The organism is Achromobacter xylosoxidans, from assembly GCF_001457475.1.
GTDB classification, from domain to species: domain Bacteria; phylum Pseudomonadota; class Gammaproteobacteria; order Burkholderiales; family Burkholderiaceae_B; genus Achromobacter; species Achromobacter xylosoxidans.
This window is the reverse complement of the sequence record NZ_LN831029.1, coordinates 1,659,000-1,673,015: the sequence shown is the minus strand read 5'-3', so window position 1 is coordinate 1,673,015 and position 14,016 is coordinate 1,659,000. Positions and strand designations below refer to the sequence as shown.

General features: G+C 65.6%; 13 protein-coding genes. 6 read left to right on the top strand and 7 right to left on the bottom strand.

Annotated elements, in window-relative coordinates; all coding sequences use genetic code 11:
• Positions 1-64 precede the first annotated feature (64 nt).
• From AT699_RS07600 to AT699_RS07570, 7 genes are all read right to left on the bottom strand, one after another.
• Positions 65-1,375, bottom strand: a complete 1,311-nt coding sequence (locus AT699_RS07600) for a citrate synthase (RefSeq protein ID WP_006389367.1) — start codon at positions 1,373-1,375, stop codon at positions 65-67.
• A 19-nt stretch (positions 1,376-1,394) separates the two neighbouring features.
• Positions 1,395-1,655, bottom strand: a complete 261-nt coding sequence (locus AT699_RS07595; RefSeq protein ID WP_026384752.1) for a succinate dehydrogenase assembly factor 2 — start codon at positions 1,653-1,655, stop codon at positions 1,395-1,397.
• Between the two features lie 26 nt (positions 1,656-1,681).
• Positions 1,682-2,398: a succinate dehydrogenase iron-sulfur subunit gene (locus tag AT699_RS07590; protein WP_024068140.1), complete on the bottom strand. Its 717-nt coding sequence runs from the start codon at positions 2,396-2,398 to the stop codon at positions 1,682-1,684.
• Between the two features lie 18 nt (positions 2,399-2,416).
• Entirely contained in the window at positions 2,417-4,183 is a 1,767-nt protein-coding gene (gene sdhA, locus AT699_RS07585; protein ID WP_194957103.1) for a succinate dehydrogenase flavoprotein subunit, read from the bottom strand.
• Positions 4,184-4,198: 15 nt separating this feature from the next.
• Positions 4,199-4,582 carry a succinate dehydrogenase, hydrophobic membrane anchor protein gene (gene sdhD, locus AT699_RS07580; protein ID WP_006389363.1) on the bottom strand — a complete coding sequence of 128 codons (384 nt, stop codon included), beginning with the start codon at positions 4,580-4,582 and terminating at the stop codon, positions 4,199-4,201.
• Entirely contained in the window at positions 4,583-4,999 is a 417-nt protein-coding gene (gene sdhC / locus AT699_RS07575; protein WP_006389362.1) for a succinate dehydrogenase, cytochrome b556 subunit, read from the bottom strand.
• 121 nt (positions 5,000-5,120) lie between these two features.
• The gene (locus AT699_RS07570; RefSeq protein ID WP_058207262.1) at positions 5,121-5,900 is read right to left on the bottom strand and encodes a GntR family transcriptional regulator; all 780 of its coding nucleotides are present in this window, start codon (positions 5,898-5,900) and stop codon (positions 5,121-5,123) included.
• Between the two features lie 357 nt (positions 5,901-6,257).
• Here AT699_RS07570 and AT699_RS07565 point away from each other — a divergent pair, with 357 nt between their 5' ends.
• The 6 genes from AT699_RS07565 (at position 6,258) to AT699_RS07540 (ending at position 13,995) form a co-directional block, all read left to right on the top strand.
• A complete protein-coding gene (locus AT699_RS07565) occupies positions 6,258-7,247 on the top strand; it encodes a malate dehydrogenase (protein WP_006389360.1) in 990 nt (329 codons plus the stop codon).
• 265 nt (positions 7,248-7,512) lie between these two features.
• Positions 7,513-8,403, top strand: coding sequence for a methylisocitrate lyase (gene prpB, locus AT699_RS07560; RefSeq protein ID WP_006389359.1), 891 nt, complete (start codon positions 7,513-7,515; stop codon positions 8,401-8,403).
• A 90-nt stretch (positions 8,404-8,493) separates the two neighbouring features.
• Entirely contained in the window at positions 8,494-9,699 is a 1,206-nt protein-coding gene (gene prpC / locus AT699_RS07555) for a bifunctional 2-methylcitrate synthase/citrate synthase (protein WP_020924646.1), read from the top strand.
• A gap of 82 nt (positions 9,700-9,781) precedes the next feature.
• Positions 9,782-11,233: a bifunctional 2-methylcitrate dehydratase/aconitate hydratase gene (locus tag AT699_RS07550; protein ID WP_024068138.1), complete on the top strand. Its 1,452-nt coding sequence runs from the start codon at positions 9,782-9,784 to the stop codon at positions 11,231-11,233.
• A gap of 522 nt (positions 11,234-11,755) precedes the next feature.
• Entirely contained in the window at positions 11,756-12,184 is a 429-nt protein-coding gene (locus AT699_RS07545) for a CopD family protein (protein ID WP_006384749.1), read from the top strand.
• A 35-nt stretch (positions 12,185-12,219) separates the two neighbouring features.
• Positions 12,220-13,995 carry a THUMP domain-containing class I SAM-dependent RNA methyltransferase gene (locus AT699_RS07540; protein ID WP_024068137.1) on the top strand — a complete coding sequence of 592 codons (1,776 nt, stop codon included), beginning with the start codon at positions 12,220-12,222 and terminating at the stop codon, positions 13,993-13,995.
• Positions 13,996-14,016 lie beyond the last annotated feature (21 nt).

The following is a 14,016-nucleotide window of genomic DNA, read 5'->3' as shown; positions in this document are numbered from 1 at the left end:
TGCCCGATCGCCAGGCAACAAAAAACCGCCCGAAGGCGGTTTTTTGTTCACGCGGGAAAGCGTATCAACGCTTGTCCATCGGGGGCACGTCGCGCGTGACCGAACCGGTGAACAGCTGGCGCGGACGGCCGATCTTGTAATCGGGATCCGACAGCATTTCGTTCCACTGGGCGATCCAGCCCACCGTGCGGGCCAGCGCGAAGATGGCCGTGAACAGCGAGGTCGGGATGCCGATGGCGCGCTGGACGATACCCGAGTAGAAGTCCACGTTCGGGTACAGCTTGCGCTGCACGAAGTACGGATCCGACAGGGCGATGCGTTCCAGTTCCATGGCCAGCTTGAACAGCGGGTCGTTTTCCAGGCCCAGGGCCGAGAGCACTTCCTTGCACGTTTCCTGCATCAGCTTGGCGCGCGGGTCGTAGTTCTTGTAGACGCGGTGGCCAAAGCCCATCAGGCGCACGCCCGAGTTCTTGTCCTTGACCTTCTCCATGAACTCGCCGACCTTGGCGATGCCGCCGTTGGCTTGCAGCTCTTCGAGCATCTGCAGGCAAGCTTCGTTGGCGCCGCCGTGAGCCGGGCCCCACAGGCAAGCCACGCCGGCCGAGATGGCGGCGAACGGGTTGGTGCCCGACGAACCGCACAGGCGGACCGTGGAGGTCGAGGCGTTCTGCTCGTGGTCGGCGTGCAGGATGAAGATGCGGTCGAGCGCGCGCTCGACGACTTCGTTGACCTTGTACTCTTCGCACGGCGTGGCGAACATCATGCGCAGGAAGTTGCCCGTGTAGGACAGGTCGTTCTGCGGGTAGATGAACGGTTGGCCTTGCGAGTACTTGTACGCCATCGCGACCAGCGTCGGCATCTTGGCGATCAGGCGGATGGCCGAGATGTGACGATGCTGCGGGTTCGTGATGTCGGTCGAGTCATGGTAGAACGCCGACAGCGCGCCCACCAGGCCCGTCAGGACGGCCATCGGGTGGGCGTCGCGACGGAAGCCGCGCAGGAAGAAGTGCAGCTGTTCGTTGACCATCGTGTGATGGGTCACTTGCGAATCGAAGTCGGCCTTCTGTTCCTGGTTCGGCAGTTCGCCGTTCAGGATCAGGTAGCAGATGTCCATGAAATCGCAATTGACGGCCAGCTGTTCGATCGGGTAGCCGCGGTACAGCAGCTCGCCCTTGTCGCCGTCGATGTAGGTGATGCCCGATTCGCAAGCCGCGGTCGACATGAAACCGGGGTCGAACGTGAACATGCCCGTCTGGCCGTACAGCTTGCGGATGTCGATCACATCCGGACCGACCGTGCCCTTGTAGACAGGGAACTCAATGGGTGCGCTGCCGTCCGAGAAGGACAGAGTGGCTTTTTTGTCAGACAGGTTCATGTTTTTTCCTCTCAATTAATCAGAGCGACCGCATCTGGCCGATGATGCCGCGGAGCCGGGGCGTGTCCAGTGCGCCCTCGAGCTCCTTGCGGGCCAGCAGCAGGTCGAGAAGATCGTTGTCTCCCAACTCGAAGAGCTGCGTCAATGCCGTCACGTCATCGTCGGTAAGCTCGGCCTCGTGGGCGTCGAGATACCGGGTGATGATCAAGTCGTTTTCGAGCAGACCCCGGCGCGCCCGCCAACGCAGACGCGCCCGTTCCAGTTCAGTAAGCCTGCTCATCATTACACCTTAAATACACCAAACTACTAGACCGTGCGACGGACCATCAGTTCCTTGATCTTGCCAATGGCCTTGGTCGGGTTCAGTCCCTTGGGACAGACGTCGACGCAGTTCATGATGGTGTGGCAACGGAACAGGCGGTACGGGTCTTCCAGGTTGTCCAGACGGCTGCCGGTGGCTTCGTCGCGGCTGTCGGCGATGAAGCGGTAGGCTTGCAGCAGGCCGGCCGGGCCGACGAACTTGTCCGGATTCCACCAGAACGACGGGCAGGAAGTGGAACAGCACGCGCACAGGATGCACTCGTACAGGCCATCCAGCTCTTCGCGCGCCTCGGGCGACTGCAGGCGCTCTTTCTCGGGCGGCGGCGTGTCGTTGATGAGGTACGGGCGGATCGAGTGGTACTGGTTGAAGAAGTGCGTCATGTCCACGATCAGGTCGCGGATCACGGGCAGGCCCGGCAGCGGGCGCAGCACGATCGGTTCTTTCAGCTCGCGCAGGTTGGTCGTGCAGGCCAGGCCGTTCTTGCCGTTGATGTTCATGGCGTCCGAACCGCACACGCCTTCACGGCACGAGCGGCGCAGGGCCAGGCTGTCGTCGACGTCGTTCTTGATGCGCACCAGCGCATCAAGCAGCATCTTGTCGGTGGGCTGGAGTTCGACTTCCAGCTTCTGCATGTAGGGGCGCTCGTCCTTGTCCGGATCGTAGCGGTAGATTTCGAACTTGACGATTCTCTTGGTGCTCATAGTAGGCTCTATCCGGACTTAGAAGGTACGCGCCTTGGGCGGGAAGGACTCGACCGTCAGCGGCTTCATCTGCACGGGCTTGTAATCCAGGCGGCTGCCTTCGGAGTACCACAGCGTGTGCTTGAGCCAGTTCTCGTCGTCACGGGTCGGGTGGTCGTCCAGCGCGTGGGCGCCGCGGCTTTCGGTGCGGTTGGCGGCCGACTTGATGGTGGCGCGGGCCACTTCGGTCATGTTGGCCAGTTCCAGCGCCTCGACGCGCGCGGTGTTGAACACCTTGGACTTGTCCTTGAAGTAGATGTTGTCGGCCTGCTTGGCCAGGTCTTCGATCTGGGTCACGCCTTCGTTCAGCAGGTCCAGCGTGCGGAACACGCCGCAGTGGCGCTGCATCGAGAAGCGGATCGCGTTGCCGATGTCCTGGGTCTTCTCGCCCGAGGTGCGCGACTCCAGCTTGTTGATGCGATCCATCGAGAATTCGACGGCCTGCTGCGGCACGGGCTGGTGCGCGTGCTGGCGTTCCGGATGCGAATTGACGATGTGGTTGCCGGTGGCGCGGCCGAAGACGATCAGGTCCAGCAGCGAGTTGGTGCCCAGGCGGTTGGCGCCGTGCACCGACACCGCGGCGCATTCGCCGATGGCGTACAGGCCGTTGACGATCTTGTTCTCGCCGTTTTCGCGCGTCAGCACCTGGCCGTGGTAGTTGGCCGGGATGCCGCCCATCTGGTAATGGATGGTCGGGACGACGGGGATCGGTTCCTTGATCGGGTCGACGTTGCCGAACTTGATGGCGATTTCGCGGATGGAGGGCAGGCGCTTGTTGATGACGTCGGCGCCGAGGTGGTCGAGCTTGAGCACCACGTAGCTGCCGTCCGGACCGCAGCCGCGGCCTTCCTTGATTTCCTGGTCCATCGAGCGCGACACGAAGTCACGCGGCGCCAGGTCCTTCAGCGTGGGCGCGTAGCGCTCCATGAAGCGTTCGCCGTCCTTGTTCAGCAGGATGCCGCCTTCGCCGCGCACGCCTTCGGTGATCAGCACGCCGGCGCCGGCCACGCCGGTCGGGTGGAATTGCCAGAATTCCATGTCCTGCAGCGGGATGCCCGCGCGGGCGGCCATGCCCAGGCCGTCACCGGTGTTGATGAAGGCGTTGGTGGAAGCGGCCCAGATGCGGCCGGCGCCGCCGGTGGCCAGCACCGTGGTCTTGGCTTCCAGGATGTAGATCTCGCCGGTTTCCATTTCGAGCGCGGTCACGCCCACGACGTCGCCGGCTTCGTTGCGCAGCAGGTCCAGCGCCATCCATTCGACGAAGAACTGGGTGCGGGCGGCAACGTTGCGCTGGTACAGGGTGTGCAGCAGCGCGTGGCCGGTACGGTCGGCAGCGGCACAGGCGCGCTGGACCGGCTTTTCACCGAAGTTGGCGGTGTGGCCGCCGAACGGACGCTGGTAGATGGTGCCGTCGGGGTTGCGGTCGAACGGCATGCCGAAGTGCTCGAGTTCGTACACGGCATTGGGAGCTTCGCGGCACATGAACTCGATGGCGTCCTGGTCGCCCAGCCAGTCCGAACCCTTGACGGTGTCGTACATGTGCCAGTACCAGTTGTCTTCGCTCATGTTGCCCAGCGAGGCGCTCACGCCGCCTTGCGCGGCCACGGTGTGCGAGCGCGTGGGGAACACTTTGGACAGCACCGCAACGGACAGGCCCGCTTGGGACAGTTGCAGCGAACAACGCATGCCGGCTCCGCCGGCGCCCACGACCACCACATCAAACTGGCGGCGCGGCAAGGATTTCATGACAGAGACCACGGCTTAGATGCTCCAGAGGATTTGCGCGAAGTAAACGACCGAACCGATCAACCAGAGGATCGTCAGCACTTGCAGCAGCAGGCGCAGGCCCACCGGCTTGACGTAGTCCATCCAGATGTCGCGCACGCCAATCCAGGCATGCCAGGCCAACGCAACGAATGCGAGGGTCGCCAGGATCTGGCCGACCGGAAGAACGCCCACGTAGAACGTGAACAGCGCGTGCCACGATTCATACGTGAAGGCAGGCATCAACAGGATGCCGATGAGCAGCACCAGCGTATACACGGCCATGATGACGGCGGTGATGCGCTGGATGATGAAATCCATGACGCCATAGTGGGCGCCGACGACCAGGCGCTTGGGTCCGTAGTTTTTAGCGGCGGCCATTTACAGCACTCCGAACAGTTTGAGGGCGAACACCAGGGTCAGCGCCAGGCTGACACCGAAAACCACGCCGGCGCTTTTCTTGGCCGACAGCTTGTCGATGCCCAGGTGCAGGTCCAGCAGCAGGTAGCGGATGCCCGCACAGAAGTGATGCAGGTAGCCCCAGATCAGGACCAGGAGGACGAGCTTGACGATCGGATTGCCGGCATACGCGGCGACGGCCGCGAAGGTCTGCGGCGAGGCCACGCTGGCCGCGAACAGCGGCAGAATGACCAAGGGCAGACAGAGGAACAGCAATATGCCGCTGATGCGGTGCAGGATGGACAGCTTGCCGGCCAGGGGCAGGCGATAGGAGAACGCAACTTGGGCAAGCCCAATATTGCGAAACTGCGGACGTGGCTTGGCAGCGGTGTCGGACATGACGGCCTCGGTGTTTCGGAACTAGGGAATCGTGACGGCGGCAATGCCGTGGCCCTTGCGGGCAAACACGGTATTTTCGCCCAGAGATCGGGTTGGTATCAAATCGTAGGTAAAAAGCTCATCAATTCAGACTATTGCGGTAGTGGTATCGATCGGTCAAGTACAAGCCCCGCCGGATTTCCATGGGGCGGTCACCGTACGTGTACGACACACGATCCACCTGCAACAACGGCGTGCCGGCGGCAACATTAAGCAGCGTACAGACTTCGGCCGGCGCGGCCACCGCGCGCAGCTTTTCGTCCGCGCGCACCATGCTGACGCCGAACTCGGATTCAAACAGGCCATAGAGCGGCGCCTTGTTCGCGCTCAACAGCTCGAAGGTGAGGCCGCGGAAGATGGATCCCGGCAGCCAGATGTCGTCCAGCACGGTGGGTGTCTGCCCCATGGACAGCAGGCGGCGGATCATGACGACGGTTTCGCCGGCGCGCAGGTCGAGCGCGCGCGCGATCTCGGCCGGCGCCCGCAAGCGCCGGCATTCGAGGATGCGGCTTTCGGCGCGGCCGGCCTCGCCCTCTTCGTCGGGGGCCAGGCGCAGGAAGCGGTAGCGCACGCGGGCTTCATGGTGGGTGGCGACGAAGGTGCCCTTGCCCTGGCGGCGCAGCAGCAAGTGTTCGGCGGCCAACTCATCGACCGCCTTGCGCACCGTGCCCTGGCTCACCTGGAAGCGGGCGGCCAGATCGATTTCGCTGGGGATGAGTTCGCCGGGCTTCCATTCGCCGCGGTCCAGGCTCTGGACGAGCAGGCCCTTGATCTGGCGGTACAACGGACTGAAAGCGGCCCCCTCGCCCGCTGGACGGGCGGCGCGAGTACGTAGGGGAGTTTCGGGCCGGGGGTCTGCCATGGATCGTCTTGGAAGTGTCATGTTCATCCGGAGAATGGAAAGGCAGCGCAAACGATGCGGTTTCCATTCGCATGCGCTGCTGCGGTGCCGGTGTTCTGGCCTGATACAGGCGCGCAGCCGGCGGTGCTGCGGCGCATTCGAACAAACGCTCTATTGTGGCATATCGGGGGCAACGCTGTCCAACGTCTTATGTCTTATATAAGATATAAGATCAATTGACGCACCCGTAAATTAGTTCTAGGATTTCCGTCTGTCCGGCAACCTGGCCGCCCCTCGCGCGCAGGCCGTTTGCGCCGCTCAACGGATTACACTGATTGGCGAGATTTCTTTCTCGCCACACCATTACGGAGAACGTCCATGTCTAAGCCTGCCTTGCGTGTCGCCGTCACCGGCGCCGCCGGCCAAATCGGTTACGCACTGCTGTTCCGCATCGCCTCCGGCGAAATGCTGGGCAAAGATCAGCCCGTCATTCTGCAACTGCTTGAAATCCCCGACGAAAAAGCGCAAAAGGCCCTGAAGGGCGTCATCATGGAACTGGATGACTGCGCCTTCCCGCTGCTGCAGGAAGTCACCGCCCACAGCGATCCGCGCACGGCGTTCAAGGACGCGGACGTGGCCCTGCTGGTCGGCGCCCGCCCGCGCGGCCCCGGCATGGAACGCAAGGACCTGCTGTCGGTCAACGCCCAGATCTTCACGGCCCAGGGCAAGGCCCTGAACGACGTCGCCAGCCGCAACGTCAAGGTCCTGGTGGTCGGCAATCCGGCCAACACCAACGCCTACATCGCCATGAAGTCGGCGCCGGACCTGCCCGCCAAGAACTTCACCGCCATGCTGCGCCTGGACCACAACCGCGCCCTGTCGCAACTGGCCGCCAAGTCGGGCAAGGCCGTGGCCGACATCGAGAAGCTGGTCGTGTGGGGCAACCACTCGCCCACCATGTACCCCGACTACCGCTTCGCCACCGTCGGCGGCGAATCGCTGTCCAAGCTGATCAACGACGACGCCTGGAACCGCGACACCTTCATCCCCACCGTGGGCAAGCGCGGCGCCGCCATCATCGAGGCCCGCGGCCTGTCGTCGGCCGCCTCGGCCGCCAACGCCGCCATCGACCACGTGCGTGACTGGGTCCTGGGCAGCAACGGCAAGTGGGTCACCATGGGCATTCCGTCGGATGGCTCCTACGGCATCCCCGAAGGCATCATCTACGGCGTGCCGGTCACGACCGAAAACGGCGAATACAAGCGCGTCGAAGGCCTGGAAATCGACGCCTTCTCGCGTGAGCGCCTGGACTTCACGCTGAAAGAGCTGCTGGAAGAGCGCGACGGCGTCAAGGACCTGCTGAAGTAAGCAGTCCGCAAGCAGAATTGGGCCCGTTGACGCGGGCCCAATTCGCAAGCGCGGCGCATTCGCGCAATGCGCCGCGCGGCACGTACACCTGTCTCTTTGCCGCCGCGCAAGGAATTGTCGCGAAGGGGACAGATTTACGCGCCGCGACCGCGGTAAGGTCATGGCAAGGTGCCGGATCCCGATCCGGCCCGCCGCGGACCCGCAAGACCTGACATCCCAGCCGGGGCAACGTCACGACACCCGGCCCCTATAACGGAGACCACCCATGTCCAGACCCGAATCCGCCGGCGCCCTGTTCCGCCGCGCGCTCGCCGAAGAAAACCCGTTGCAGATCATTGGCGCCATCAACGCCAACCACGCCCTGCTGGCCAAGCGCGCCGGCTACCGCGCCATCTACCTGTCGGGCGGCGGCGTTGCCGCGGGTTCGCTGGGCCTGCCCGACCTGGGCATCAACACCATGGACGACGTGCTGACGGACGTGCGCCGCATCACCGACGTCTGCGACGTGCCGCTGCTGGTCGACATCGACACCGGCTTCGGCCCGTCGGCGTTCAACATCGCCCGCACCGTCAAGAGCCTGATCAAGTTCGGCGCCGCCGCCTGCCACATCGAAGACCAGGTCGGCGCCAAGCGCTGCGGCCACCGTCCGGGCAAGGAAATCGTCAGCACCGAGGAAATGGCCGATCGCGTCAAGGCCGCGGCCGACGCCCGCACCGACAGCGACTTCTACCTGATCGCGCGCACCGACGCCATCGCCTCGCACGGCGTGGACGCCGCCATCGAGCGCGCCCTGGCCTGCGTCGAAGCCGGCGCCGACGCCATCTTCGCCGAAGCCGCCTACGACCTGCCGACCTACGACCGCTTCGTCAAGGCGGTCAAGGTGCCGGTGCTGGCCAACATCACCGAATTCGGCAAGACGCCGCTGTTCTCGGTGGAAGAACTCAAGAGCGTGGGCGTGGGCATGGTGCTCTACCCGCTGTCGGCCTTCCGCGCCATGAACAAGGCCGCCGAGGCCGTCTACACCGCCATCCGCCGCGACGGCCACCAGAAGAACGTGGTCGACCTGATGCAGACGCGCGAAGAACTGTACGACCGCATCGGCTACCACGAATTCGAATCGCGCCTGGACGCCCTGTTCCAGAAGGGCAAGGCCTGAGCGCGCCACCGCATCCGGCGCCGCGGCGATCCCGCGGCGCCCCAGCTTCCCCCATTGCATCGACCACCGCGAAAGGAAAGGAGTAGAGACATGAGCACGGCTCCCAAGAAGCAGGCTGCCAAAACGGATACCACCCCGGCCGCCAAGCCGGAAGAAAAGGCCGGCTTCAAGCCCAAGAAATCGGTCGCGCTGTCCGGCGTGGTCGCCGGCAACACCGCGCTGTGTACCGTCGGCCGCAGCGGCAACGACCTGCACTACCGCGGCTACGACATCCTGGACATCGCCCATACCAGCGAGTTCGAGGAAATCGCCCACCTGCTGGTGCACGGCAAGCTGCCCAACAAGGCCGAACTGAAGGCCTACAAGGAAAAGCTGCGTTCGCTGCGCGGCCTGCCGGTGCAGCTGCAGGACGCGCTCGAGGCGCTGCCCGCCGCCAGCCACCCGATGGACGTGATGCGCACGGCCGTCTCGGTGCTGGGCTGCGTGCTGCCCGAAAAGGACGACCACAACCTGCCCGGCGCGCGCGACATCGCCGACCGCCTGATGGCCAACCTGGGTTCGGCCCTGCTGTACTGGTACCACTACAGCCACAACGGCCGCGTGATCGACGTGCAGACCGACGATGACAGCATCGGCGGCCACTTCCTGCACCTGCTGCACGGCGAGAAGCCGAGCGACGAATGGGTCAAGGCGATGCACATCTCGCTGAACCTGTACGCCGAGCATGAATTCAACGCCTCCACCTTCACCGCCCGCGTCATCGCCGGCACCGGCTCGGACATGTTCTCGGCCATCACCGGCGCCATCGGCGCGCTGCGCGGCCCCAAGCACGGCGGCGCCAACGAGGTCGCCTTCGACGTGCAGAAGCGCTACGAGACGCCGGACGAAGCCGAGGCCGACATCCGCCGCCGCGTCGAGGCCAAGGAAGTCATCATCGGCTTCGGCCATCCGGTCTACACCGTGTCCGACCCGCGCAACAAGGTCATCAAGGAAGTGGCCAAGAAGCTCTCCAAGAAGGCCGGCAGCACCAAGATGTTCGACATCGCCGAACGCCTCGAGACGGTCATGTGGGACATCAAGAAGATGTTCCCCAACCTGGACTGGTTCTCGGCCGTCAGCTACCACATGATGGGCGTGCCCACCGCCATGTTCACCCCGCTGTTCGTGATCGCGCGCACCGCGGGCTGGTCGGCCCACATCATCGAGCAGCGCGTGGACAACAAGATCATCCGCCCGACCGCCAACTACGTCGGTCCGGAAGATCAGAAGTTCGTGCCGATCGACAAGCGCAAGTAAGACGACGACATGGGCCTGCCGACGCCATACCCCGCGCCGCGCGGGCCCAGTGCCGCCTGTAAACACTCAGGAGAGGTACCAAATGTCTGCCCCGATCTCCAACGTCCGTCCCGAGCCCGACCAGGTCCTGGTCGATATCGCCGACTACGTACTGAACTATGAAATCCAGAGCGGCCTGGCCTACGAGACCGCTCGCAACTGCCTGATCGACACCCTCGGCTGCGGCCTGGAAGCGCTGGAATATCCGGCGTGCCGCAAGCTGCTGGGCCCCGTCGTCCCCGGCACCGTCGTCCCGCACGGCGCCAAGGTGCCCGGCACCCAATTCCAGCTGGACCCCGTGCAGGCCGCGTTCAACATCGGCGCGATGATCCGCTGGCTCGACTTCAACGACACCTGGCTGGCCGCCGAATGGGGCCACCCGTCCGACAACCTGGGCGGCATCCTGGCCACCGCCGACTGGCTGTCGCGCACCGCCGTCGCCGCCGGCAAGCCGCCCCTGACGATGCGCGCCGTGCTGACCGGCATGATCAAGGCGCACGAGATCCAGGGCTGCATCGCGCTCGAGAATTCCTTCAACAAGGTCGGCCTGGACCACGTGGTGCTGGTCAAGGTCGCGTCCACCGCCGTGGTGGCGCAGATGCTGGGCCTCACCCGCGACGAAGTCATCAACGCCGTCTCGCTGGCCTGGGTCGACGGCCAGAGCCTGCGCACCTACCGCCACGCCCCCAACACCGGCAGCCGCAAGAGCTGGGCCGCCGGCGACGCCACCAGCCGCGCCGTGCGCCTGGCGCTGATCGCCCGCACCGGCGAGATGGGCTACCCCTCGGTGCTGTCCGCCAAGACCTGGGGCTTCTACGACGTGCTGTTCAAGGGCCAGCCGTTCCGGTTCCAGCGCCCCTACGGCAGCTACGTCATGGAAAACGTGCTGTTCAAGATCTCGTTCCCGGCCGAGTTTCACTCGCAGACGGCGGTCGAATGCGCCATGCAGATCCATGACCGCCTCAAGTCCCTGGGCAAGTCCGCCGAGGACATCGCCAGCATCACCATCCGCACCCACGAGGCGTGCATCCGCATCATCGACAAGAAGGGCCCGCTGAACAACCCCGCCGACCGCGACCACTGCATCCAGTACATGGTCGCCGTCCCGCTCCTGTTCGGCCGCCTCACCGCCGCCGACTACGAGGACGACGTCGCCGCCGACCCGCGCATCGACGCCCTGCGCGACAAGATCACCTGCGTCGAGGATCCGGCCTACACCCGCGACTACCACGACCCCGACAAACGCTCCATCGCCAACGCGCTCACCGTCAGGTTCACCGACGGCACCCAGCTCGACGAGGTCGTCTGCGAATACCCCATCGGCCACAAGCGCCGCCGCGCCGACGGCATCCCCCTGCTGGAAGCGAAATTCCGCACCAACCTCGCCCGCATCTTCCCCGCCCGCCAACAGGCCCGCATCCTGGAAGCGTCGCTGGACCAGAAGAAACTGGAAACGATGCCAGTCCACGAGTACGTCGATCTGTATGTGATCTGAGGCGACACGCGCGGATCTGATCCGAAGCGACAAGCGCAGATCTGAAGCGACAAGCTGCACGCCCCACGGCCCCATCACGGCAAAACCGTCCGGGGCCGCTCTTCTCCCTTCCTCGCGGCTGCGCGCCAAGCAAGCACCTGTCCACCACCGCGCAGCCCCCCCGTCCCGACGCAAACCACCGCGTAAGTCAAAACCGGCCGCCCGCGCGGCCGGTTTTGACGGGCCCCGCAAACCTCCCCAGAACCCCACCGGTCTGGCAGCGCCTCATTTCTCGAAACCCGTAGCCCGTCGCGGCGGCGGTTTGGGGGGCGGGCAACCTCGATGCGCCCGACGGAAACCGAAGGCAGCCGCCGAACGGCGGCCACGAGGTTGAGGCAGGGGCAGTCCGGAGCGAACGCTCCGGACCGCAATCGTGGGCGCCCGCCCCCCCAAACCGCCGCCGCGACGGGCGACCTACGAAGAACCCCCAGCCCTCAGCAATTACAATCCCCCTTCCCCAAGAAAACAAAGACCGCCCCCACCATGTCCATGCTCTGGGTAAAAACCTTCCACATCGTCTTCATCGCCTCCTGGTTCGCCGGCCTGTTCTACCTGCCCCGCATCTTCGTGAACCTGGCCCAGCAATCGGATTCGGCCGTCCAGGTCACCCTGCTCGGCATGGCGCGCCGCCTCTACCGCTTCACCACCATCCTGGCGGTTGTCGCGGTGGCGCTCGGCATGTGGCTGTACCTGGGCTACGGCATCGGCGTCGGCCCCGGCAACGGCTGGATGCACGCCAAGCTCTTTTTCGTCCTGCTCGTCATCGGCTACCATCACGCCTGTGGCGTCATGCTGCGTAAATTCGAACAGGGCAAGAACACCCGTTCGCACAAGTTCTATCGCTGGTTCAACGAAGTTCCCGTCTTGCTGCTCTTGGTGGTGGTGGCGCTGGTCGTCGTCAAACCCTTCTGATTCCCCCTACCCTTTGCACATTCGCCAGGATTCGTATGTCCGCTGATGACCAGGACCGCCCGCGCAAGACGCTGACGATCAAGAAAACCGCGCGCGACGCGCACGCCGAAGCCGCGCCCAAACGCGTGCGCAGCGGCGCCCGCGCCCGCCTGGTCGCCCAGAACGAGCGCGCCAAGGACAACATCGAGCGCCAGAAGGACCCCGAGGGCTACCAGCAGCGCCAGGCCGCGGCCCGCGCCGCGCGCCGATCGGCCGACGGCGACCGGGGCGACGGCCCGCGCCGTGGTGACGGCGCGCGTGGCGACAATCCGCGCCGCGGTGATGGTTCCCGCGGCGACAGCCCGCGCCGTGGCGATGGGCCGCGTGGCGACCGCGCCCGCCGTGGCGATGACCCGCGCCGCGACGCCCCGTCGGCGCCGCGCTCGGGCCGCACGCCGCAGCGCGCGCCGCGCATGGACGACCAGTACATCGCCCCTGCCACGCCCGCCGGCCGCTTCTACGATCCCTTCGAGGACGACGGCCCCGCGCCCGAGTTCGCGCCGGAACCCGACTACGACGACGATGCGTCGATCAACGCCGGCCCGGCCCGGGACGCCGACGCGCCGCGCGACCGCGCGCCCTCCGTCGAGATCCGCGAGCGCCGCCCGCGCGAACCGCGCCAGGCCGAGCGTTTCAAGGTCTTCGCCCCCTGCCCCCAGGGCCTGGAGGAAGCCCTGACCGCCGAAATGCAGGCCCTGGGCTACGACGACGCCGAAGCCGGCCGCGCCGGCTGTTCCTTCACCGCCGATTGGGCGGGTGTGCAACGCGCCAACCTGTATTCGCGCCTGGCCACCCGCATCCTGGTGCAGGTCGCCCACGCCGAGATCTCGCACGAAGACGACATCCTCGACCTGGCCCGCGATACGCCCTGGGAGCGCTGGTTCGGCGCCGAACAGACGCTGCGCGTGGATACCTCGGCGATCAAGAGCCCCGTGCAGAGCCTGCAGTACTGCAATCTGCGCGCCAAGGACGGCATCTGCGACCGCCTGCGCGAACTGGAAGGCGAACGCCCCAGCATCGACACGGTCCGCCCCGACGCGCGCGTGCACCTGTTCCTGACCGGCCACACCGCCACGCTGTACCTGGACACCTCGGGTGAATCGCTGTTCAAGCGCGGCTGGCGCCTGGACAAGGGCGACGCGCCGCTGCGCGAGAACCTGGCCGCGGGCATGCTGGCGCTGGCCGGCTGGGACCCGGCCGCGCCGCTGCTGGATCCGTTCTGCGGCTCCGGCACCATCCTGATCGAGGCCGCCTGGATCGCGCTGGGCGTGCCCCCCGGCATCTCGCGCCCGTTCGGCTTCGAACGCCTGCGCGGCCACGATGCCTACCGCTGGCGCGACCTGAAGGACGATGCGCGCTCGCGCATCCTGCCGCAGCTGGACGCGCCTCTGGTCGGTTACGACCTGGATCCACAGGCGGTCGAATTCGCCCGCAACAACGCCGAGCGCGCCTGGCTCACCGCCGACACCATCCGGTTCGAGGTGGGCGACGCCCGCGAAGTGCAGGCGCCCGCCGACCATGGCTGGATCGTCACCAACCCGCCCTACGGCGAACGCATGGCGACCGAGCAGGACGCCGACCTGTGGCGCGACTGGGCCACCTGCCTGAAGCGCAATTTCGCCGGCTGGCAGCTGCACATCATCACCAGCGACCTGACCCTGCCCAACCAGATGCGCCTCAAGCCCAAGCGCCGTGTGCCGCTGCACAACGGCGCCCTGGACTGCCGCCTGTTCGGCTTCGAACTGGTCGCCGCCGGCTACCGCGACGCCTGACGCGCCGCCTCCGCGCCCGGG

What these genes read in the sequence shown, in the direction of transcription:
- sdhC (WP_006389362.1), bottom strand. Translation starts at nt 4,999, where the DNA reads ATGTCCGACACCGCTGCCAAGCCACGTCCGCAGTTTCGCAATATTGGG.
- prpB (WP_006389359.1), top strand. Translation starts at nt 7,513, where the DNA reads ATGTCCAGACCCGAATCCGCCGGCGCCCTGTTCCGCCGCGCGCTCGCC.
- sdhA (WP_194957103.1), bottom strand. Translation starts at nt 4,183, where the DNA reads ATGAAATCCTTGCCGCGCCGCCAGTTTGATGTGGTGGTCGTGGGCGCC.
- prpC (WP_020924646.1), top strand. Translation starts at nt 8,494, where the DNA reads ATGAGCACGGCTCCCAAGAAGCAGGCTGCCAAAACGGATACCACCCCG.
- AT699_RS07565 (WP_006389360.1), top strand. Translation starts at nt 6,258, where the DNA reads ATGTCTAAGCCTGCCTTGCGTGTCGCCGTCACCGGCGCCGCCGGCCAA.
- AT699_RS07595 (WP_026384752.1), bottom strand. Translation starts at nt 1,655, where the DNA reads ATGAGCAGGCTTACTGAACTGGAACGGGCGCGTCTGCGTTGGCGGGCG.
- AT699_RS07590 (WP_024068140.1), bottom strand. Translation starts at nt 2,398, where the DNA reads ATGAGCACCAAGAGAATCGTCAAGTTCGAAATCTACCGCTACGATCCG.
- sdhD (WP_006389363.1), bottom strand. Translation starts at nt 4,582, where the DNA reads ATGGCCGCCGCTAAAAACTACGGACCCAAGCGCCTGGTCGTCGGCGCC.
- AT699_RS07570 (WP_058207262.1), bottom strand. Translation starts at nt 5,900, where the DNA reads ATGGCAGACCCCCGGCCCGAAACTCCCCTACGTACTCGCGCCGCCCGT.
- AT699_RS07550 (WP_024068138.1), top strand. Translation starts at nt 9,782, where the DNA reads ATGTCTGCCCCGATCTCCAACGTCCGTCCCGAGCCCGACCAGGTCCTG.
- AT699_RS07600 (WP_006389367.1), bottom strand. Translation starts at nt 1,375, where the DNA reads ATGAACCTGTCTGACAAAAAAGCCACTCTGTCCTTCTCGGACGGCAGC.
- AT699_RS07540 (WP_024068137.1), top strand. Translation starts at nt 12,220, where the DNA reads ATGTCCGCTGATGACCAGGACCGCCCGCGCAAGACGCTGACGATCAAG.
- AT699_RS07545 (WP_006384749.1), top strand. Translation starts at nt 11,756, where the DNA reads ATGTCCATGCTCTGGGTAAAAACCTTCCACATCGTCTTCATCGCCTCC.